General features: G+C 64.1%; 20 protein-coding genes. 10 read left to right on the forward strand and 10 right to left on the reverse strand.

Going from position 1 to position 19,948, the window contains the following annotated elements:
* The first annotated feature begins 45 nt into the window (after positions 1 to 45).
* From B6V72_RS01395 to B6V72_RS01410, 4 genes are all read left to right on the forward strand, one after another.
* Positions 46 to 819 (forward strand): ABC transporter ATP-binding protein, encoded by a 774-nt coding sequence (locus tag B6V72_RS01395; RefSeq protein WP_075774921.1) that lies wholly within the window; start codon positions 46 to 48, stop codon positions 817 to 819.
* An 11-nt stretch (positions 820 to 830) separates the two neighbouring features.
* Complete coding sequence (locus B6V72_RS01400) at positions 831 to 1,538, forward strand: ABC transporter ATP-binding protein (protein ID WP_199224642.1); 708 nt, start codon at positions 831 to 833, stop codon at positions 1,536 to 1,538.
* A 54-nt stretch (positions 1,539 to 1,592) separates the two neighbouring features.
* Positions 1,593 to 2,498 carry a branched-chain amino acid ABC transporter permease gene (locus B6V72_RS01405; protein ID WP_075774919.1) on the forward strand — a complete coding sequence of 302 codons (906 nt, stop codon included), beginning with the start codon at positions 1,593 to 1,595 and terminating at the stop codon, positions 2,496 to 2,498.
* Between the two features lie 94 nt (positions 2,499 to 2,592).
* Positions 2,593 to 3,513, forward strand: coding sequence for a branched-chain amino acid ABC transporter permease (locus tag B6V72_RS01410; RefSeq protein WP_088719361.1), 921 nt, complete (start codon positions 2,593 to 2,595; stop codon positions 3,511 to 3,513).
* A 145-nt stretch (positions 3,514 to 3,658) separates the two neighbouring features.
* Here the strand turns inward: B6V72_RS01410 and B6V72_RS01415 are convergent, their stop codons facing one another.
* Together B6V72_RS01415 and hpt are read right to left on the reverse strand one after the other, a co-directional pair.
* Positions 3,659 to 3,841, reverse strand: a complete 183-nt coding sequence (locus B6V72_RS01415; RefSeq protein WP_088734306.1) for a hypothetical protein — start codon at positions 3,839 to 3,841, stop codon at positions 3,659 to 3,661.
* Positions 3,838 to 4,386 (reverse strand): hypoxanthine phosphoribosyltransferase, encoded by a 549-nt coding sequence (gene hpt / locus B6V72_RS01420; RefSeq protein ID WP_088722830.1) that lies wholly within the window; start codon positions 4,384 to 4,386, stop codon positions 3,838 to 3,840. Before hpt ends, B6V72_RS01415 begins: the two co-directional genes overlap by 4 nt.
* An 84-nt stretch (positions 4,387 to 4,470) precedes the next feature.
* Between hpt and B6V72_RS01425 the strand changes: the two genes are divergently transcribed.
* Entirely contained in the window at positions 4,471 to 4,929 is a 459-nt protein-coding gene (locus B6V72_RS01425; protein WP_088718543.1) for a type II toxin-antitoxin system RatA family toxin, read from the forward strand.
* 81 nt (positions 4,930 to 5,010) lie between these two features.
* On the opposite strand, the gene B6V72_RS01430 is transcribed toward B6V72_RS01425, so the two are convergent.
* The 4 genes from B6V72_RS01430 to B6V72_RS01445 all read right to left on the reverse strand — a co-directional run bounded on the left by B6V72_RS01430 (position 5,011) and on the right by B6V72_RS01445 (position 8,481).
* Positions 5,011 to 6,189 carry an ammonium transporter gene (locus B6V72_RS01430; RefSeq protein WP_075775123.1) on the reverse strand — a complete coding sequence of 393 codons (1,179 nt, stop codon included), beginning with the start codon at positions 6,187 to 6,189 and terminating at the stop codon, positions 5,011 to 5,013.
* A gap of 180 nt (positions 6,190 to 6,369) precedes the next feature.
* Complete coding sequence (locus tag B6V72_RS01435) at positions 6,370 to 6,843, reverse strand: CinA family protein (RefSeq protein WP_088724357.1); 474 nt, start codon at positions 6,841 to 6,843, stop codon at positions 6,370 to 6,372.
* A complete protein-coding gene (locus B6V72_RS01440) occupies positions 6,840 to 7,349 on the reverse strand; it encodes a phosphatidylglycerophosphatase A (RefSeq protein WP_075774914.1) in 510 nt (169 codons plus the stop codon). The genes B6V72_RS01435 and B6V72_RS01440 overlap by 4 nt, the downstream gene beginning before the upstream one ends.
* Before the next feature lie 4 nt (positions 7,350 to 7,353).
* A complete protein-coding gene (locus B6V72_RS01445; RefSeq protein WP_088734309.1) occupies positions 7,354 to 8,481 on the reverse strand; it encodes a bifunctional 2-C-methyl-D-erythritol 4-phosphate cytidylyltransferase/2-C-methyl-D-erythritol 2,4-cyclodiphosphate synthase in 1,128 nt (375 codons plus the stop codon).
* Between the two features lie 217 nt (positions 8,482 to 8,698).
* Here B6V72_RS01445 and dusB point away from each other — a divergent pair, with 217 nt between their 5' ends.
* From dusB to B6V72_RS01470, 5 genes are all read left to right on the forward strand, one after another.
* A complete protein-coding gene (gene dusB, locus B6V72_RS01450; RefSeq protein WP_276206161.1) occupies positions 8,699 to 9,679 on the forward strand; it encodes a tRNA dihydrouridine synthase DusB in 981 nt (326 codons plus the stop codon).
* The gene (locus B6V72_RS01455) at positions 9,676 to 10,743 is read left to right on the forward strand and encodes an ATP-binding protein (RefSeq protein ID WP_075774912.1); all 1,068 of its coding nucleotides are present in this window, start codon (positions 9,676 to 9,678) and stop codon (positions 10,741 to 10,743) included. The genes dusB and B6V72_RS01455 overlap by 4 nt, the downstream gene beginning before the upstream one ends.
* Positions 10,744 to 10,746: 3 nt before the next feature.
* A complete protein-coding gene (locus tag B6V72_RS01460) occupies positions 10,747 to 12,117 on the forward strand; it encodes a response regulator (protein ID WP_075774911.1) in 1,371 nt (456 codons plus the stop codon).
* Between the two features lie 72 nt (positions 12,118 to 12,189).
* Entirely contained in the window at positions 12,190 to 14,472 is a 2,283-nt protein-coding gene (locus tag B6V72_RS01465) for a PAS domain-containing sensor histidine kinase (protein WP_088719364.1), read from the forward strand.
* Positions 14,469 to 15,869: a sigma-54 dependent transcriptional regulator gene (locus B6V72_RS01470; protein WP_075774910.1), complete on the forward strand. Its 1,401-nt coding sequence runs from the start codon at positions 14,469 to 14,471 to the stop codon at positions 15,867 to 15,869. The genes B6V72_RS01465 and B6V72_RS01470 overlap by 4 nt, the downstream gene beginning before the upstream one ends.
* Positions 15,870 to 15,972: 103 nt before the next feature.
* Here the strand turns inward: B6V72_RS01470 and B6V72_RS01475 are convergent, their stop codons facing one another.
* Genes B6V72_RS01475 through B6V72_RS01490 form a run of 4 tightly spaced genes read right to left on the reverse strand, consistent with a single transcriptional unit; the run spans position 15,973 to position 19,870 of the window.
* Positions 15,973 to 17,301, reverse strand: coding sequence for a branched-chain amino acid ABC transporter permease (locus B6V72_RS01475; protein ID WP_088734311.1), 1,329 nt, complete (start codon positions 17,299 to 17,301; stop codon positions 15,973 to 15,975).
* Entirely contained in the window at positions 17,298 to 18,305 is a 1,008-nt protein-coding gene (locus tag B6V72_RS01480; RefSeq protein WP_088734313.1) for a branched-chain amino acid ABC transporter permease, read from the reverse strand. Before B6V72_RS01480 ends, B6V72_RS01475 begins: the two co-directional genes overlap by 4 nt.
* A gap of 3 nt (positions 18,306 to 18,308) precedes the next feature.
* On the reverse strand, positions 18,309 to 19,013 hold the full coding sequence (locus B6V72_RS01485) for an ABC transporter ATP-binding protein (protein WP_075774907.1): 705 nt from the start codon (positions 19,011 to 19,013) through the stop codon (positions 18,309 to 18,311).
* Entirely contained in the window at positions 19,010 to 19,870 is an 861-nt protein-coding gene (locus B6V72_RS01490) for an ABC transporter ATP-binding protein (protein WP_075774906.1), read from the reverse strand. The genes B6V72_RS01485 and B6V72_RS01490 overlap by 4 nt, the downstream gene beginning before the upstream one ends.
* Between the last annotated feature and the right edge of the window lie 78 nt (positions 19,871 to 19,948).

Below are 19,948 nucleotides of genomic sequence, written 5' to 3' on the forward strand. Positions count from 1 at the left end.
CATCGCGACCGCCCTGCGCCTGCGTATCAGTCCGAAAGCGAGACCATGAGCGACGATATCATTCTCGAGGCCAAGAACCTGACCAAGAGTTTCGGCGGCTTCGTGGCCGTCAATGACGTGAACCTGCGTATCAAGCGCGGTGCCATTCACGCGATCATCGGCCCGAACGGCGCGGGCAAGACCACGATGTTCAACCTGCTGACGAAATTCATCACGCCCACGTCGGGCAAGATCCTCTTCAACGACCGCGATATCACCAATCGCAAACCCGCCGAGATCGCCAATATGGGCATCGTTCGGTCGTTCCAGATTTCCGCGGTCTTTCCGCACCTGACGGCGCTGGAAAACGTGCGCCTCGCGCTGCAACGCTCGCTGGGCGTGAGCTATCAGTTTTGGCGCTCCAAATCGGTGCTGCACGACCTCGACGCGAAAGCCGTCGCCGCACTCGATCAGGTGGGGCTGAAGGACTTCGCCCATCTCAAAGCGGTGGAGCTGCCCTACGGCCGCAAACGCGCACTCGAGATCGCGACGACGCTGGGGCTGGAGCCCGAGCTGATGCTGCTCGACGAGCCGACCCAGGGCATGGGCACCGAGGACGTGGGCGCTGTGACCGAGCTGATCGGCCGTGTCCGCGAGGGGCGCACCATCGTCATGGTGGAGCATAACCTCGGCGTCGTGGCGGAACTGGCCGACACGATCACCGTGCTGGCGCGCGGCGAAGTGCTGGCCGAAGGGCCCTATTCCGAAGTGTCGAAGAACCCGCAAGTCATGGAGGCCTACATGGGCGTCTCCGCCGACGAGCAGGAGGAGGTCGCATGAGCACCGCAACCATGACCAAACCGATGCTCAAGATCGAGAATCTGCACGCATGGTATGGCGAGAGCCACGTCCTGCACGGGATCAATCTCGAACTAGGCGAGGGGCAGCTGATCACCCTTCTGGGCCGCAACGGCGCGGGCCGTTCGACCACGCTGCGTTCGATCATGGGGATGGTCGATCGCCGCGAAGGCTCGATCAAGATCAATGGCGAGGAGTTTCTGACGAAGCCCACGCACAAGATCTCGCCCGATGCACGGATCGGCTATTGCCCCGAAGAGCGCGGCATCTTCGCCTCGCTCAATGTCGAGGAAAACCTGATGCTGCCGCCGAGCGTCGGCGAGGGCGGCATGTCGGTGGAGGAACTCTTCGAGATGTTCCCGAACCTCGCCAATGTCCGCAAGCGGATGGGCACGCGGCTTTCGGGCGGCGAACAGCAGATGCTGGCCATCGCGCGTATCCTGCGCACCGGTTCGCGGCTGCTGCTGCTCGATGAGATCACCGAAGGGCTTGCGCCCGTGATCGTGAAAACGCTGGGTCGCGTGATCCGCGATCTGAAATCGCGCGGCTACACGATCGTTCTGGTGGAGCAGAACTTCCGCTTCGCAGCCCCGCTCGCCGACCGCCATTACGTCATCGAACATGGCGAGGTGATCGACGTGATCGAAGCCGATCAGGTCGAAGCCTCGATGGACCGGCTGAACCATTACCTGAGCGTGTAACGAGAAACCGGGCCGGGCTCAGGCGCCCGAGACCCGACAGGGAGGACAACCCCGATGGATCCGATGATCCGACTTATTCTTGCCCAGGGGATGCTGGGCCTAAACAACGGCGTGTTCTACGCGATGCTGAGCCTCGGGCTCGCGGTGATCTTCGGCCTCTTGAACGTGGTCAATTTCGCGCATGGCGCGCTCTACATGCTGGGCGCGTTCCTCGCGCTGATCCTGTATTCCTATGTCGGTCAGTGGATCGGCATGGCGGACCTGCATATCGGCTTCTGGCCGGCGCTGATCCTCGCGCCGCTCCTGGTGGCCTGCTTCGGGATGCTGATCGAACGCTTCCTGCTGCGCAGGCTCTACAAGCTCGACCCGATCTACTCGCTGCTGCTGACCTTCGGGATCACGCTGGTGCTGCAGGGCCTGTTCATCAATTACTTCAACGCCTCCGGCACGCCCTATCCGGGGATGCCCGAGAGCATGAAGGGCGTGACCAATCTCGGCTTCATGATGTTCCCGAAATACCGCCTCTTCGTTATCATCTTCTCGATCGTGGTCTGCTTCGTGACCTGGTACGTGATCGAGCGGACCCGGATCGGCGCACGGCTGCGCGCGGGCACCGAGAACCCCGAGCTGGTGAAAGCCTTCGGGATCAACGTGCCGCTGATGGTGATGCTGACTTTCGGCTTCGGCACCGGCCTCGCGGGGCTCGCAGGCGTGCTGGCCGCGCCGATCTACTCGGTCAGCCCGCTGATGGGCGCGAACCTGATCATCGTGATCTTCGCGGTCGTCGTGATCGGCGGCATGGGCTCGATTGCGGGGGCGGTGATCACCGGCTTCTCTCTGGGGCTGATCGAGGGCGTGACCAAGGTCTTCTACGCGCCTGCCGCGAATACGGTGATCTTCCTGCTGATGGTGATCGTGCTTCTGGTGCGCCCGTCGGGCCTCTTCGGACGTCAAGGGTGAGGGTGAAGACATGAGCAATACGACAAGCACGACGAGCGAAATCGGCGAATTCGAACAGGAAGACGTCAGCCCCCAGACCCACAAGCGCGGCCGCATGGTGCAGGCTGTGTTCTGGGTGGTGTTGCTGGGCTTCCTCGCGATCGCACCCTTCTTCCTCTACCCGGTCTTCGTGATGCAGCTGCTGTGCTTCGCGCTGTTCGCGGCCGCCTTCAACCTGCTGATCGGCTTCACCGGCCTGCTCAGCTTCGGCCATGCCGCCTTCTTCGGCGGTGCGGCCTATGTCGCGGGCCATGTGTTGAAGGTCTGGGGCTTCCCGCCGATCCTGGGCATCATCGCTGGCACGCTCGCAGCGGCTGCGATGGGCTGGGTCGTGGGCTCGCTCGCCATTCGCCGGCAGGGCATCTACTTCGCGATGATCACGCTCGCGCTCGCGCAGATCGTGTATTTCTTCGCGCTGCAAATGCCCTTCACCGGCGGCGAGGACGGCCTGCAAGGCATCCCGCGCGGCAACCTGCTGGGGATTTTCAATCTCAGCGATCCGATCACGATGTACTATTTCGTGGCCGTGATCTTCTTGGTCGGCTTCCTCGCGATCTACCGCATCGTGCATTCGCCCTTCGGGCAGGTGCTGCAGGCGATCCGCGAGAACGAGCCGCGCGCGCTTTCGCTTGGCTACAACGTCGACCGGTTCAAGCTGCTGGCCTTCGTGCTGTCTGCGGGTCTGGCAGGGCTTGCGGGCTCGACCAAGGCGCTGGTGTTCCAGTTTGCCTCGCTGACCGACGCGCATTGGCAGATGTCGGGCGAGGTGATCCTGATGACGCTTCTGGGCGGCATGGGCACGATCTTCGGCCCGGTCGTGGGCGCGTTCATCGTGGTCACGCTGCAGCACTTCCTGTCGGGCATCGGCTCGTGGGTGCAGGTGGTGATCGGCGCGACCTTCATCGCCTGCGTGCTGCTGTTCCGCCGCGGCATCGTCGGCGAGATCGCGCGTCTGCTGCGCATTTCGTCGCTGTAAAACTGGCGTGGCGGGGGCGCTGCCCCCGCGCGTCACGGCCCGTCGCTTGCGCGTCGGGCGTTCGGCGGGCGTTCTTCCACTGGAAGGCCGCCTTTCCCGCCTCACCCCCCGGGATATTTCACAAGCCCGAAGAGGGACCGCGGCCTCAGGGTCTGGGAGCGCGCAAGGCGCGCGGGTTCACCGTCGCCCAGTCCGGCCAATATCCAAGCTTTTCAATGACAACGATCGCGATCACGGCGAGCGTCACGACCGCCACGATCTTCACCTGCGTCATCGACGGAGGGCGGCGTGCCCACCGCGCCATGCGCAGCAGCCACGTGTAATTCACGAAGCTTCCCCGGTGAAGCGCACCTTGCCGATATAGGGCAGGTTGCGGTTGCGCTGCGCGAAGTCGATCCCGTAGCCCACGACGAATTCATCGGGGATCTCGAACCCGGTCCAGGTGGCGCGCACATCGACCTCGCGCCGCGACGGCTTGTCGAGCAGCGCGCAGGATTCGATCCGCCCCGGTTCGCGCGCCCGCAGCATTCCCATCACGTGGTGCAGAGTGAAGCCAGTGTCGACGATATCCTCGACCACCAGCACGTCGCGGCCTTCGATGCCCGCGCGCAGATCTTTCAGGATGCGGACCTCGCGCGAACTGGTCATCGCGTCGCCGTAGCTCGAAGCCTCGAGGAAGTCGACTTCGACGGGCAGGTCGATCTCGCGCACCAGATCGGCGATGAACACGAAGGAGCCGCGCAGCAGCCCCACCACGACCAGCTTGTCGGTGCCCTTGAAGGTCCGGGTGATCTCGGCCGCCAATTCCTCGACTCGGGCCGCGATCTGCTTGGCCGAAATCATCTGGTCGATCACATAGGGGCGCTGCGTCATGATGTCGGGCCTCGAAACGGGTTGTAGGGCTTGAACTCGGGCTTAGCTTTAGCGCATCAAGAGGCGCAAGAAAACGGGAGAGACATGCCTAAGCATCACGAGAACAGGGTCATGCCCTATAGCGCGCAGCAGATCTATGATCTTGTGGCCGATGTGGAGAGCTATCCGAAATTCCTGCCGTGGAATTCCGCCGCCCGCGTGCGCTCGCGCGAAGAGCGTCCGGACGGCTCGATCCTGATGCTGGCCGATCTGGTGATCTCGTTCAAAGTGTTCCGCGAGAAGTTCGGCTCGCGCGTGGTGCTTCATCCCGAGGAGCATCATATCGAGACTGAATATATCGACGGGCCGTTCAAATACATGCACAGCCACTGGCGGATGACCGATCGCGAGGACGGCTCCTGCGAAGTGGATTTCCACGTCGATTTCGAGTTCAAGAACGCGATCCTGCAGGGCGTGATCGGGGTCGTCTTCAACGAGGCGATGCAGCGGATCGTGCGTGCCTTCGAGAAGCGCGCAGAGGAGTTGTACGGGCCGAAGGGCTGAGCGCCGCGCCGTTCGTTCCGCGCCACGAAAAAGGCCGCCTCTCGGGGCGGCCTTTTTGCGTTTCCGTTCAAAGACCTGCGATCAGGAATTCATGTCGTAGGCGCGTTCGCCATGGGTGGAAAGGTCCAGCCCGTTGGTCTCGTGCTCCTCGCTCACGCGCAGCGGGAAGACGAGCCGCACCAGCATCGCCAGCGCCCAGCTGCCTGCGACGGTGAAGACGCCCACCACCGCCAGCGCGCCAAGCTGGGCAACAAAGCTGCCATGGCCGAAGACCGCGATCATGATCGTGCCGAAGATGCCGCCCACGCCATGGACCGCGAAGACGTCGAGACTGTCATCGACATGAAGCCTCTCGCGGATCAGCACGACGAATTCCTGACAGATGATCCCGGCGGCGAAGCCGATCACCAGCGCCTCGATCGGACCCACGAAGCCCGAGGCCGGGGTGATCGAGGCGAGGCCCGCGATCGTGCCGGTCACGAGGCCCACCATCGAGGCGCGGCCGAACTTGATGCGCTCCCAGAGCGCCCAGCTCAGCGAGGCGGCGGCAGCGGAGATATGAGTGACGGTGATCGCCATGCCGGCGACGCCATCGGCCGCCAGCTCCGAGCCGCCGTTGAAGCCGAACCAGCCGACCCACAGGAGCCCTGCGCCCATCGCGACCATGCCGGGGTTGTGCGGGGGGGTGGTGCGCTTGGCGCGCGGCCCGATCATCAGCGCCAGCACGAGGGCTGCAAGACCCGCGGTTTCATGCACCACGATGCCGCCCGCGAAATCCCGGGTGCCGACCGCGCCCCAGATGCCGCCATCCGACATCATGCCGCCCCCCCAGATCCAATGCGTGACCGGGGCGTAGATCAGCAGCATCCAGAGCCCGGTGAAGGCCATCACGAAGGCATAGTTGATGCGCTCCACGAAGGCGCCGACGATCAGGGCGGGCGTGATGATCGCGAAGGTCATCTGGAAAGCGAAGAAGACGATCTCGGGGATCGAGCCCGACAGCGTGTCGGGCGTCACGCCCAGCAGCGCAAATTTGCCCAGACCGCCCCAGTAGCCATTGGCGTCCCCGAAGGCGATCGAATAGCCGAACAGCAGCCACAGCACGCTCATCAGCGCGGCGATCGAGAAACACTGCATGAAGATCGACAGCACGTTGCGCGCCCGCACCAGCCCGCCGTAGAACAGCGCCAGCCCCGGCAGCGTCATCAGCAAGACCAGCGCCGTCGCCACCATGATCCACGCGGTATCGGCCGCGTTCATCCCCGCTTCCATTTGCTCACATCCTCCTCGGAAATCCCTCTGGAGGGGCAGGGGCCATAAGCGCCGCGCGCAATAAAGGGACAATTTCCGCGCAGGCCGCTCAAATGCGCGTCACTTTGGAAACTGCGCGCAAATTGGGCAGATTTTTCCCGGTATGCGCGATTGATGGGCGGAAGTGAGTCAGCTTTTGGCGGCTTGCAGCAGCAGGCTCAGCGCATGATCGCGGGCCGCTTCGCGCACGGTGTCGCGGCCGAGCGCGCCGAATTCGACTGTCTCGACCTGCGTTTCGGCGCCGTTTCGGGCGAGGCCGAAGCAGACGCGGCCCTCGGGTTTGAACTCCGACCCGCCGGGGCCTGCGATCCCGGTGATCGCGACCGCGAGCTGGGCGTGGGAGTGGCGCAGCGCGCCCTCGGCCATCTCGCGCGCGACCTCCTCGGAGACCGCGCCATGGGCGTCGAGGCTTTCCGCGCTGACGCCCAGCATCTCGCGTTTGGCGTCATTGGTGTAGGTGACGAAGCCGCGCTCCACCACCGCCGACGATCCCGGAATATCGGTAAGGGCTGCGGCGACCATGCCGCCGGTGCAGCTCTCGGCGGTGGCGACCATAAGACCGCGCGCCTTGCAGGCGTCGAGAACGTCGGAGGCGCGGCTCATCCCATCATGCCCAGAAAGACGATGTGATAGAGCCCTGCGAGGATGATCGACACGATCCCGGCAAAGACCCCCGCCCAGATATCGTCCAGCATCACGCCCGTCGCGTCATGGCGGCGATCGGCGCGGCCCACGAGCCACGGCTTCCAGATGTCGAACAGCCGGAACAGCAGGAAGGCCGCGACCGGGCCGGGCCAGACCATATGCAGATCGACGCCGGTAGAGAGGCCGCGCTGCCAGAAGCCGAAGGCCGGGAACAGGAGCGCCACCCATTGGCCCGCCACCTCGTCGATGACGATCTCGGAGGGGTCGTCGCTGCTGTCGCCCAGTTGCGCGCGCACCGACCAGAAGCCGAGTGCGGTGACCGCGACCGTGGCGATCACCAGCGGGATAAAGCCCAGCCAATGCTCGATCGCCCAACCGACCAGCACCGCCACCAGCGAGCCCCAGGTGCCCGGCGCGGGTTTCAGCAAGCCGACAAATCCGACCGTGTTGATGGCGCGCAGCATGGCGTTACTCCTTGATCAGCGTGGCAGTGGCGATGGCGGCGATGCCTTCCTCGCGCCCGGTGAAGCCCAGACGTTCGGAGGTGGTGGCCTTGACCGAGATCCGGCCCGGCTCGATCCCGATGATGCGCGCCAGAACCTGGGCCATTTCAGGGGCATGCGGGCCGATCTTGGGACGCTCGCAGATCAGCGTGACATCGGCATTGCCCAGACGGAAGCCTCGTGCTTCGGCCAGTTTCACCGCGTGGTCGAGGAAAATCTCGGACGCCGCGCCCTTCCACTGCGGGTCCGATGGCGGGAAATGCCGACCGATATCGCCCTCGGCCAGCGCGCCATAGATCGCATCGGTCAGCGCGTGCATGCCCACATCGGCATCGGAATGGCCCTTGAGCTTCTTGTCATGCGGCACCGCGACCCCGCAGAGCGTCACGTGATCGCCCGGCTCGAACGCGTGCACGTCGTAACCATGACCCAAACGGATATCCATCTTGTCTCCCAACAGTCTCTCGGCCCGGGCGAAATCCTCCGGGTAGGTGATCTTCAGATTGTCCTCCGAGCCGCGCGTGATCGCAACCGATAGACCCGCCGCGCGGGCCACTTCCACGTCATCGGCGGACCCGCCGGGATGGGCGCGGTGCGCGCTGAGGATCGCGTCGAAATCGAAGCCTTGCGGGGTCTGCGCGCGGTAGAGCCCGCTGCGGTCCTGCGTGCCCGTGACCTGACCGTTCTCGCCGGTCCAGAGTGCATCCGACACGGGCAGGGCGGGCGCTGCGGCCTGTGCGCTGTCCAGCGCCTCGAGCACGCCGTCGATCACTGCGCGGCTCACCAGCGGGCGCGCGCCGTCATGGATCAGCACCTTCTCGATGCCCGAGCCCTCGAGCATCTCCAGCGCATTGCGCACCGAGGCGTCGCGGCTGGCACCGCCCGCACACAGCGCGACCTTGCCCTGAAACAGCGCGACGCCGCGCGCCATGTCCTCGGGATGCAGAACGACCACGATCCGCCCGATGCCTTCGAAAGCGGCGACGGTATGGGCCAGCACCGGCTGCCCCGCGAGGCTCTGCCATTGCTTCGGGGTTTCTCCGCCGGCGCGGGTGCCGCGCCCGGCGGCGACGATGATGATGGCGTTGCTCATGGCGCCTCCCTGATCGCCCAAGGGCTTAGGCGAAGACGCGACTTTGCGCAATCGGTGCCGCTGGACGCGAGACGCTGCGGGATGTGACAACTGGCCACGGACCGGTGATTAAAAAATAGGCGGATGCTGATTTTCCCACCTAAAAAAGGCTGGACGCAATTGTGATTCTTTGGTCAAACGCCTAATTCGAAGGAAGACGCGTAACAGGACAGTCTCCGTGCCGCAGAATTTGGTTCTCGACGATATCACATTGACCCCTCCGGTCTTCCTCGCGCCGATGGCGGGGATCACCGACCTTCCGTTCCGGCGGATGGTGGCGCGCTTCGGCGCGGGTCTCGTCGTGTCCGAGATGGTGGCCTCGGGTGAGATGCTGACGGCGAAGCCCTCCGTGCGCGCGAAGGCCCGGGTCGAGATGGGGCTGGAGCTGCCGACCTCGGTGCAATTGGCGGGCCGTGAGCCCGAGCCGATGGCCGAAGCCGCGAAAATGGTCGCCGGCATGGGGGCGCGGATCATCGACATCAATATGGGCTGCCCGGCCAAGAAGGTGACGGGCGGGGCCTCGGGCTCGGCGCTGATGCGCGATCCAGATCACGCGCTGCGTCTGATCGAGGCGACGGTGGGCGCGGTCGATCTGCCGGTGACGCTGAAGATGCGGCTGGGCTGGTGTGATGACACGCGCAATGCGGCAGAGATCGCGCGCCGGGCAGAGGCTGCGGGCGTGAAGATGATCGTCGTGCATGGGCGCACCCGGATGCAGTTCTACAAAGGCAGCGCCGACTGGGAGGCGATTGCCGAGACGGTCGAGGCGGTCTCGATCCCGGTGATCGCCAATGGCGACGTGGTCGATGCGAGTTCCGCTCGCGTTGCGCTTGAACAATCCGGCGCGGCGGGCGTGATGGTCGGGCGTGGGGCGCAGGGCGCACCGTGGCGCTTGGCTGAAATCGGTCATGAAATCTACGGATCGCCGAAGCCGCAGGTTCCGTACGGAAACGCCCTTTGCGATTATATTTCAGAACATTACGAGGCGATCTTGAGCTTCTACGGCCGTGATCTCGGGCTGCGTCTCGCGCGCAAACATCTGGGCTGGTATTGCGAGGCGGCGAACGCGCCGCTGCGCGCCGAGATGATGGTCAGCGAAACGCCGGAGGCGACCTTGGCGCTAATCGAGCGCGCTTTCGGCGAAAGGTGCGCCGCATGAACCTTCCGGCCCCCGGCATAATCTGGACTTCGCTGCCGACCCCGGCTTTGCTGATCGACGGCGATGATCTTGTCGACGAGGTGAACCCGGCCGCCGAGCTGTTCCTTAACCTGTCTGCCAAGGCGCTGAGGGGTAAGGCGATCGGCGAAAGGCTCGCGATTTCGGCGCCTTTGGAGGAAATCTTCTACCGGGTTCGGAAGAACCGCGCCTCTCTCTTCGTTAACGATGTCGAGCTGACGACGGGCGAGAAAGCCCCGGTGCAATGCAACCTTCAGGCTGCGCCGGTGGGCGAAGACCCCGACCGGGTGTTGCTGCTGATCGAGCCGCGCGAGCTGGCTGACCGGCTGGGCCGCGCCAGTCTCGTGAAATCGGCGGCGCGCTCGGCCATCGGTATGGCGGAGATGTTGGCCCATGAGATCAAGAACCCGCTCGCCGGGATCGCCGGGGCGGCCCAGCTTCTGAGCATGAACTTGTCCGGAGAAGACCTTGAATTAACGGACCTGATCGTCGACGAGACGCGCCGGATCGTGAAGCTACTCGAGCAGGTCGAACAGTTCGGCAACGTCCGTGCGCCCGAGAAGAAGCCGGTCAATATCCATGACGTGCTCGACCGCGCACGCAAATCCGCAGGTGTGGGTTTCGGCGCGCATATGGCGATTACGGAAGATTACGATCCCTCGCTGCCGCCGACGCTGGGCGATGCGGATCAGTTGACTCAAGTCTTCCTGAACCTGTTGAAAAACGCCGCAGAAGCCTCTGAAGGAGCTGGGAATATCAAGATCCGTACCTTCTACGAACACAGCCTGCGTCTGCGTCGCGCCGATGGATCGGGGCAGCCCTTGCCGCTGCAGATCGAGATCATCGACGACGGCCCCGGTATTCCGCCGGAAATCTCCAACGAGATCTTCGAGCCCTTCGTCTCGGGTCGCGAGAACGGGACCGGGCTCGGTCTCGCCCTTGTCTCGAAGATCATCAATGATCACGACGGCTGGGTCACGCTCGACTCGGTCCCGGGCAAGACCCGGTTTCGCATTTCACTTCCCGTTGCGCCGAAGGAGGCCTGATCCATGGACGGCACCGTACTTGTCGCGGATGACGATCGCACAATCCGCACCGTTCTGACCCAGGCGCTTACCCGTGCGGGCTGCAAGGTTCACGCCACGGCCTCGCTCGTGACGCTGATGCGGTGGGTCGAAGAGGGCAAGGGTGATCTGGTGATCTCGGACGTCATGATGCCCGACGGGAACGGGCTGGAGGCGTTGCCGAAGATATCCGAGGAGCGTCCCGGCCTGCCGGTCATCGTTATCTCGGCGCAGAACACGATAATGACTGCGATTCAGGCGGCCGAGGCCGAGGCTTACGACTATCTGCCCAAACCGTTCGATCTGCCCGACCTGATGAAGCGTGCGCAAAAGGCGCTGGAGCAGAAGCGCCGCAGTCCGACCGCGCCGCGCGAGATCGACGGACGCGCCGATGCGGGCGATCTTCCGCTGGTCGGGCGCACGCCTGCGATGCAGGAGCTTTACCGGCTCGTTGCGCGGGTGATGAATGCCGATCTCGCGGTGCTGATCGCGGGTGAGAGCGGCACCGGCAAGTCCCTCATCGCGAAGGCTATTCACGACTTTTCCGACCGCCGCACGCTTCCCTTTGTGGTGGCGCAGGCAGGCGATCTGCAGGGCGCGGACGGCCCCGCGGCACTGGTGGCGAAGGCCAAAGGTGGCTCGCTCGTTTTCGACGAGGTCGGCGATTACGACGACGAGACGCAGGCGCGGATCGTGCGTATGCTCGACGCGCTGCCCGATCCCGCACCGCGTATCATGGCGACGACGCAGATCGACCTCGCGGGGCTGATGGAGGCGGGCAAGTTCCGTCAGGACCTGTTCTACCGGCTGGGCGGCGTGACGCTGAACGTGCCGTCCTTGCGCGAGCGGGTCGAGGATATCCCGCTTCTGGCCGAGCATTTCCTTGCCCGCGCCGAGCGCGACGGGCTGGGGCTGCGCCGTTTCACGCCCGAGGCGCTGCAACTCGTGCGCGCCTATTCCTGGCCCGGCAACGTGCGCCAGCTGGAGAACACGATCCGCCGGCTTGCCGTGACCTCGCCCGAAGAGGAAATCACCCGGGCCGAGGCGGAATTCGTGCTGGGCAACCAACCCGCGATCGAGCCGCTACGTCAGGGCGGCGAGGGCGAGAAGTTGTCCTCCTCCATCGCACGCCACCTGCGGCGCTATTTCGACCTTCACGGCGGCACGCTGCCACCGCCGGGCCTCTACGACCGGATTTTGAAGGAAATGGAGGCGCCGCTGATCGAAATCGCCTTGGATGCAACCGGCGGCAATCAAGCCAGATGTGCCGATTTGCTCGGCATCAACCGCAATACGTTGCGGAAAAAGATCACTGATCTGGATATTCAGGTGACACGGCGCCGCAAACTGATGTAAACCCGCAACAGGGGCCTGTGGCTTTTCCGTCTAACGGATTCGCGAGCTTCAGCCCGGAATGAGGGGGCATTGGTGCAGGGCAGCACGGCATATCGCTCAGGCTGGGACCGTTTGGCGCGCTTTCGCCGCCAGAAGCGGGTCCGCAACCTGTTCACCTTCGGCCTGGTGGTGCTTGGCCCGGCGCTCGCGATTGCGACCTTTATCGTCCTCGGCCCCCTGGGCCAGGGGGCGGACAGCACCGCGCTGCGCCTGATCCTGCTCGCCGATTTCGTCTATTTTCTGCTGCTCGCCGGTCTGATTTTGATGCGGCTGGTGCAGATCATCGCAGCCCGGCGCGCCCATTCCGCCGGCTCGCGGCTCACCCTGCGCCTGACGGGCGTTTTCGCGGGCATTGCGCTGGTGCCGACGATCCTCGTCGCAGTCTTCGCGTTCCTTACCGTGAATATCGGCCTCGAGGGGTGGTTTTCCGACCGCGTGCGCTCGGTCGTCGGCACCTCGCTTCAGGCCGCCGAGGCCTATCAGTCCGAGCACAAGCGCGATCTGGTGCAGGACAGCCGGGCGCTCGCGAATTTCCTCGACCTGCGGCGGCAGGCGTCGACCTTCATGTCGGATGGCGAGCTGCGCGAATTGCTCATTACCGGGCAGGCGGGCATCCAGCGCGGCGTGAAAGAGGCCTATGTGATCGACGGTACGGGGCGCATCATCGCGCGCGGCGATCGCTCTTATCTCTTTGATTACGAAGAACCTTCTCCGCGTGACATCGTCGAGGCGCAGAAGGGCGAGACGGTGCTGATCGAGGATTGGCCGAACTCGGAACTGCGCGCGCTGATCCGGCTCGACGCTTTCGTGGATCGGTATCTGTATATCTCGCGCAAGGTGGATGGGCAGATTCTCGCTCTGCTGGACAAGACGCGCGAGACGGTGACGCTCTATCAGCAATTGGAGAGCGCCCGCGGTCGCGTCATCTTCGAATTCGGGCTGGTCTATTTCGGCTTCGCGCTGATCCTGATCCTCGCCGCGCTCTGGATGGGGCTGTGGTTCGCGGAGCGCCTGTCTCGGCCGATCGGGCGGCTCGCCGCCGCCGCGGAGCGGGTCGGCGCGGGTGATTTGGACGCGCGGGTGATCGAGGCCGAGGGCGACGACGAGATCGCGACGCTTGGCGAGGCGTTCAACCGCATGACCGGACAACTGAAGGGCCAGCGCATGGCCCTGATGGAGAACCACCGCGAGACGGAAGAACGCCGGCGTCTGTTCGATTCCGTGCTGTCCTCGGTGACTTCGGGGGTGATCGGACTCGATGCCGACGGGCGGATCGATTTCATGAACCGGGCAGCTATGCAGTTGCTGGCGCTCAATAGCGTGAGCGATCATTCCCGCGACCTTGCAACCGCCGTTCCAGAGTTTCTGTCGATTTACAACAAGTTGCAGGACGGTCTTAATGAAGTTGCGCAGGAGGAAATCCGGATTTCGCGCGGCGGGCGGCTGGAGAGCCTGCTGGTGCGCATGGCCGTTCGACGCAACGATCTGGGCACGCCCGAAGGCTATGTGGTCGCGTTCGAGGATGTGACCGATCTGGTCTCTGCGCAGCGGATGGCGGCCTGGGGCGACGTGGCGCGGCGCATCGCACATGAGATCAAGAACCCGCTCACGCCGATCCAGCTCTCGGCCGAACGGATCAAGCGTAAGTTCGGCAAGATGACCGAGGGCGAAGACCTAGAAACGCTCAATCAGCTTACCGGCGTTATTGTGCGCCAGACCAATGACTTGCGGCGCATCGTGGACGAGTTCTCGCGCTTTGCCCGGATGCCCGAGCCCGACCGTGCCGATCACGATCTTGCGCAGCTCGTGCGCGATGCGGCGACCTTGCAGCAAGACAGCCTGCATGGCGCGAAACTGGTGACGGATGTCCCGACCGAGCCGGTGATCGTCGAACTGGACGCGACGATGATTTCGCAAGCGGTGACTAACCTCGTAAAGAACGCGGGCGAAGCGATTGAATCCTATACGGAAAAAGGGAACGTGGAGGAAGGCTACGCGCCCGAGGTACGCCTCGATATGGAAGTCGCCTCTGATCACGTGACGATCCATATCGCGGATAACGGGATCGGCCTGCCGCCGGACCGTTCGCGCCTGTTCGAGCCTTACGTGACGACGCGCGAGAAAGGCACCGGGCTGGGTCTTCCCATCGTCAAGAAGATCATCGAGGAACATGGTGGAACGTTGACGCTGAGCGACGCGCCCGCCTTCGTAGAGGGCGCCCATCGCGGGGCGCTCGCCGAAATCAGGCTCCCACGCGCCCGAGCAGCGCTCAGAGCCATCAAGGAGAGGGGCGAAGCCCCCGGGGAAGTGACATGAGCGACATTCTGATCGTCGACGACGAGAAAGACATCCGCGAGCTGATCGCCGACATCCTGCGCGACGAAGGCTTCAAGACACGCCTCGCGGCGAATTCCAACGAGTGCATGGACGAGATCAACGCGCAGGAACCGGCGCTGATGATCCTCGATATCTGGCTGAAGGACAGCAAGATGGACGGGATCGACATCCTCAAGACGGTCAAGCGCGACAATCCGGACGTGCCGGTGATCATCATCTCGGGCCACGGCAATATCGAGATCGCAGTGGCGGCTATCAAGCAGGGCGCTTACGACTTCATCGAGAAGCCGTTCAACATCGACCAGCTGATGGTGGTGATCTCCCGCGCGATGGAGACGGCGCGGCTGCGGCGCGAGAACTCGACGCTCAAGCGCCGCGACATGTCCTCGGGCGAGATGATCGGCGACTCGGCGGCGTTCCGGCGGCTGAAGGATCAGCTCGACAAGGTGACCAAGTCCAACGGCCGGGTGATGCTGACGGGCGAGCCGGGCTCGGGCAAGGAGATGGCCGCGCGCTACATCCACCAGTTCTCGACCCGTGCGGCGGGGCCCTTCGTCACGGTCAATTCCGCCTCGATCGAGCCCGACCGGATGGAAGAAGTCCTCTTCGGGCGCGAGACGCCCGAGCGCGGCGTCGAGAAGGGCCTGCTGGAGCAGGCCCATGGCGGCGTGATCTATTTCGACGAGGTGGCGGAGATGCCGCTCGGCACGCAGTCGAAGATCCTGCGCGTCTTGACCGAGCAGCAATTTCTGCGTGTGGGCGGGGCCGACAAGGTCCGCGTCGACCTGCGGGTTATCTCGTCGACGACCCGCGATCTGACGGCACAGATCCGCGAGGGGCATTTCCGGCAGGAGCTCTACGACCGGCTCAACGTGGTGCCGATCGAGGTGCCGCCGCTCTCCGAGCGCCGCGAGGACGTGCCGCTTCTGGCCGACCATTTCCTGCGCGGCTTCAACGAGACCCAAGGCCTGCCGCTGCGAGAAATCTCGGAAGAGGCGGCGGCGCTGATGCAGACGATGGAGTGGCCCGGCAACGTCCGCCAGCTGCGCAACGTGATCGAGCGGGTGCTGATCCTCGGGGAAGGGACGGGCGTGATCGAGGCGCGCGAATTGCCCGGCCAGGAAGGCCCGGCGGATGAGGGGCGCATCGTTCTGGGCGGCGCGCTTGCAACGCTTCCACTGCGCGAGGCGCGCGAGCTGTTCGAGCGCGAATATCTGCTCACCCAGATCAACCGTTTCGGGGGCAACATCTCGCGCACCGCGAATTTCGTCGGCATGGAGCGCTCGGCGCTGCACCGCAAGCTCAAATCGCTCGGCGTCGTCACCACGAACAAGGCCGGCGCCCGCGTCGCCCAGTTTGACGGCGGCGAGGAGTAACCAAAAAAACGCGCGCTCCTTGCGGGGCGCGCGTCTTGTCTTCGGCTTGGAAGAAATATCCCGGGGTGAGCCCGGAACGGACGAGGGGCAGAGCCCCTCTTTTTTATTTCTCCGGCAAGAGCCCGCGCGGGCTGAAGCGCAGCACCATCAGCAGGATGATACCCATCACCAGCATCCGCATATGCGGGGCCGATTGGATCAGGTGATCCTTGAACCCGCCATCGGGGAAGGGAGCCGCCAGCGCGCCCATGATATCCGGGCCCCAGTCGCCAGCCTTGACCCAGACATACCAGATCAGCACGCCACCGAGGATCGAACCCCAGTTGTTCCCCGAGCCGCCCACGATCACCATCACGAGGATCAGGAAGGTGTAGCGCAGCGGGTTGTAGGAGGTCGGCGTCATCTGCCCGTCGAGCGAGATCATCATCGCGCCCGCAAGCCCGATCACCGCCGAGCCCAGCACGAAGATCTGCAGATGGCGGCGCGTGACGTTCTTGCCCATTGCCGCCGCCGAGATCTCGTTGTCGCGGATCGCGCGCATCATCCGGCCCCAGGGCGAATTCAGCGACATCTCGGTCAGCCAGATCAGCGCGAGGATGACGATCACGAACAGCACGAGGAAGGCCAGCTTCACCACGATGGTCGAGCCAAGCTGCGGATCGAGGCCCCAGCTCTGCATCTGCGCGACGAAGTCGGGCGAGTTCTGCAGGTCGATCTCGTAGGGCACCGGCCAGGGGCGCGGGATGCCATTGACGTTCAGCACGCCGCGGTCGAGCCACTGCTCGTTCTTCAGGATCGCAACGATGATCTCCGCGATGCCCAGCGTGGCGATCGCGAGGTAATCCGAGCGCAGGCCGAGGGCGGTCTTGCCGACCAGCCAGGCCGCGCCTGCGGCGAGAACCGCGCCCACGGGCCAGGAGATCAGCGTCGGAAGGCCAAGCCCGCCGAGGTTGCCCTGCGCCGAGGGGTTGATCGCCTCGATCACTTCGACCGCCGGATCGAAGAGCCAGCGATAGGTGAAGAAGCCGACGATCAGCACGGCCGTCACGGCGAGGCCGCGCGTCTTTCCGCGCAGGTTGCGCCAGATCCAGACCGCCGCCAGCACGGCGACGATGGCCACGAAGAAGGCCGCCATGATGCCCGGACCGCCGCCCGAGAAAGCGCCGGGGGTGGGCGGCATGGAGATCAGCACCGGGGCGAGGCCGCCAAGCGCGAGGAAGCCCATCGCGCCTGCGTTGAACAGGCCCGCATAGCCCCATTGCATGTTCACGCCGAGCGCCATGATCGCCGACAGCAGTCCCATGTTGAGAATGCCGAGCGCCGAGTTCCAGCCCGAGGTGAAACCTTCGAGCAGGATGAGCGCGGCCATGATGGCGAAGAAGAGGGGCGCACGGAGACGGCTGGTCTCACCAGCCTGACGATTGCTGCTCATACGATTTTCCCCTTGAAGAGGCCGGTCGGCTTGAAGATCAGGACAAGGATCAGGATCGTGAAGCTGACTGCGTATTTGTAGTCGGTGGAGAGAAGCTGAACGAGCCCGTCCGGCTCCCAGTTCGGGATCAGATAGGTCGCCACCTTCTTCCAAGCGTAGGTGAGGCCCACCTCCGAGAAGGAGATCACGAAGCCGCCCGCGATCGCGCCCACCGGGTTGCCGATGCCGCCGACGATGGCCGAGGCGAAGATCGGTAGCAGAAGCTGGAAATAGGTGAAGGCTTTGAACGACTTGTCGAGCCCGTAGAGCGTGCCTGCGATGGTCGCGAGCGCGCCGGTGATGATCCAGGTGACGGCCACGACCTTGTTCGGGTCGATGCCGGACAGCAGCGCCAGATCCTCGTTATCGGAAAACGCGCGCATGGATTTGCCGGTGCGCGTCTTGCCGAGGAACCAGAACAGCGCGGCCACGGTGATGATCGCGGTGACGACGGTGATCACCTGCGTCGAGCGCAGCGTCAGCGGCTCGGAGAGGCCCGTCATGTCGCGCCATTGCCGGGCGTTGATGACGAAGCGGATGCCGTCGTCGAAATTGATCTGGTCGACTCCGATCAGGAAGCGCGTGAGCGCGTTCATCACGAACATCACGCCGACCGAGACCATGACCATGACCACGGGCGCAGCCCTGACTTTTCGGTAATACTGGTAAACGACCTTGTCGGTCCCGAGCATCAGCGCCGAGGTGATGACGATGCCGAAGGGCAGTGCGAGCAGGGCGGTCGGCAGAGGCCCGAAGCTGATCCCCATCGCCTGGAAACCCCAGGTGATCAGGATCACGACCCCGGTGCCGAAGGCCATCGTGTCGCCATGGGCGAAGTTGGAAAACCGCAGGATCGAGTAGATCAGCGTGACCCCGAGCGCGCCGAGCGCAAGCTGCGCGCCATAGGCGGTGGCGGGGATGATGACGTAATTGGTAACCGCGACGAGCGCGTTGATGAGTTCCATTCCTCAGCCCCCCAGGAAGGTGCGGCGGACTTCCGGGTCGGCCAGAAGGGCCTCGCCAGTGTCGGTGTACTTGTTCGCGCCCTGCACGAGCACATAGCCTTTATCCGCGATCTCAAGCGCTTGGCGGGCGTTCTGTTCGACCATCAGGATCGAGATGCCGGTGCGCGCGACCTCGATGATGCGGTCGAACAGCTCGTCCATCACGATGGGCGAGACGCCTGCGGTCGGCTCGTCGAGCATCAGGAGCTTCGGCTGGGTCATCAGCGCGCGGCCCACGGCCACCTGCTGACGCTGCCCGCCTGACAGTTCGCCCGCATTCTGGCGACGCTTTTCCTTCAGGATCGGGAACAGGTCGAAGACCTGATCCATCGTGCCCCGGAAATCGTCGTCGCGGATGAAGGCGCCCATCTCGAGGTTTTCCTCGACCGTCATGGTCGGGAAGACGTTGTTCACCTGCGGCACGAAGCCCATGCCTTTCTTGACGCGGTCCTGCGGCGAGAGGCCGGTGATGTCCTGCCCGTCGAGCGTGACCTTGCCTTCGCGCAGGCCGAGCATCCCGAAGACCGCCTTCATCGCGGTGGATTTGCCTGCGCCGTTGGGGCCGACGATCACCGCGATCTCGCCTTTTTCGACGGTCAGGGTGCAGTCGTGCAGGATGTCGGCCTTGCCGTAGCCGCCGGTCATGTGTGAGGCGTCGAGGTAGCTCATTGGTCGCCTCCATGGCCTGCTTCGTCGCCCAGACCGGGCTGCGCGCCGTGGTCTTCATGCGCGGCGGTCTCGGCGGTTTCCTCGGCCTTGACCTTGTTCTTCAGGCCGGTCCCCAGATAGGCCTCGATGACGGCCTCGTTTTCCATGATGTGATCGGCGGACCCTTGGGCCAGCACCTTGCCCTCGGCCATCACGATGACCGGGTCGCAGAGGCGGCCGATGAAATCCATGTCATGTTCGATCACGCAGAAGGTGTAGCCGCGCTCTTTGTTCAGTCGCACGATGGCGTCGCCGATCGTGTTCAGAAGCGTCCGGTTCACGCCCGCGCCGACCTCGTCGAGGAAGACGATCTTGGCTTCGACCATCATCGTGCGGCCCAGTTCCAGAAGCTTCTTCTGACCCCCCGAGAGGTTCCCTGCCTTCTCATCCTTGAGATGCGAAATCGTCAGGAAATCAAGCACTTCATCGGCTTTCTTCAGAAGCGCCGCTTCTTCCTCGCGGATGTGTTTTCGCCCGAACCACGTGTTCCAGAGCGTCTCGCCGGCTTGCCCGGTGGGCACCATCATCAGGTTCTCGCGCACGGTGAGCGAAGGAAACTCATGCGCAATCTGGAAGGTGCGCAGCAGACCCTTGTGGAACAGCTCGTGCGGGGCAAGCCCGGTGATGTCCTCGCCATCCATCGTTACACGGCCCGCGGTGGGTTCGTGCACGCCTGCGATGACGTTGAAGAGCGTGGATTTGCCGGCGCCGTTCGGTCCGATAAGCCCGGTGATAGAGCCGGTTGCAATCTCGAGGCTCGCGCCATCGACCGCCCGGAATCCGCCGAAGGATTTGACTAGGTTTTCAACCCGGATCATAGGGTCCCCTGAGTTGTAGGCATGTTAGCTTCACGCCGCATCTTGTTGTTTTATAATTGAAAACAGCCCGGATCTCTC

The organism is Thioclava sp. F34-6, assembly GCF_002213235.1.
Lineage (GTDB): Bacteria > Pseudomonadota > Alphaproteobacteria > Rhodobacterales > Rhodobacteraceae > Thioclava > Thioclava nitratireducens.

Coding starts and splice junctions, on each gene's coding strand:
- B6V72_RS01435 (WP_088724357.1), bottom strand. CDS start 6,843: ATGAGCCGCGCCTCCGACGTTCTCGACGCCTGCAAGGCGCGCGGTCTT.
- B6V72_RS01395 (WP_075774921.1), top strand. CDS start 46: ATGAGCGACGATATCATTCTCGAGGCCAAGAACCTGACCAAGAGTTTC.
- B6V72_RS01475 (WP_088734311.1), bottom strand. CDS start 17,301: ATGAGCAGCAATCGTCAGGCTGGTGAGACCAGCCGTCTCCGTGCGCCC.
- B6V72_RS01455 (WP_075774912.1), top strand. CDS start 9,676: ATGAACCTTCCGGCCCCCGGCATAATCTGGACTTCGCTGCCGACCCCG.
- B6V72_RS01480 (WP_088734313.1), bottom strand. CDS start 18,305: ATGGAACTCATCAACGCGCTCGTCGCGGTTACCAATTACGTCATCATC.
- B6V72_RS01445 (WP_088734309.1), bottom strand. CDS start 8,481: ATGAGCAACGCCATCATCATCGTCGCCGCCGGGCGCGGCACCCGCGCC.
- B6V72_RS01485 (WP_075774907.1), bottom strand. CDS start 19,013: ATGAGCTACCTCGACGCCTCACACATGACCGGCGGCTACGGCAAGGCC.
- B6V72_RS01460 (WP_075774911.1), top strand. CDS start 10,747: ATGGACGGCACCGTACTTGTCGCGGATGACGATCGCACAATCCGCACC.
- B6V72_RS01410 (WP_088719361.1), top strand. CDS start 2,593: ATGGTGCAGGCTGTGTTCTGGGTGGTGTTGCTGGGCTTCCTCGCGATC.
- hpt (WP_088722830.1), bottom strand. CDS start 4,386: ATGACGCAGCGCCCCTATGTGATCGACCAGATGATTTCGGCCAAGCAG.
- B6V72_RS01425 (WP_088718543.1), top strand. CDS start 4,471: ATGCCTAAGCATCACGAGAACAGGGTCATGCCCTATAGCGCGCAGCAG.
- B6V72_RS01490 (WP_075774906.1), bottom strand. CDS start 19,870: ATGATCCGGGTTGAAAACCTAGTCAAATCCTTCGGCGGATTCCGGGCG.
- B6V72_RS01405 (WP_075774919.1), top strand. CDS start 1,593: ATGGATCCGATGATCCGACTTATTCTTGCCCAGGGGATGCTGGGCCTA.
- B6V72_RS01470 (WP_075774910.1), top strand. CDS start 14,469: ATGAGCGACATTCTGATCGTCGACGACGAGAAAGACATCCGCGAGCTG.
- B6V72_RS01440 (WP_075774914.1), bottom strand. CDS start 7,349: ATGCTGCGCGCCATCAACACGGTCGGATTTGTCGGCTTGCTGAAACCC.
- B6V72_RS01430 (WP_075775123.1), bottom strand. CDS start 6,189: ATGAACGCGGCCGATACCGCGTGGATCATGGTGGCGACGGCGCTGGTC.
- B6V72_RS01400 (WP_199224642.1), top strand. CDS start 831: ATGACCAAACCGATGCTCAAGATCGAGAATCTGCACGCATGGTATGGC.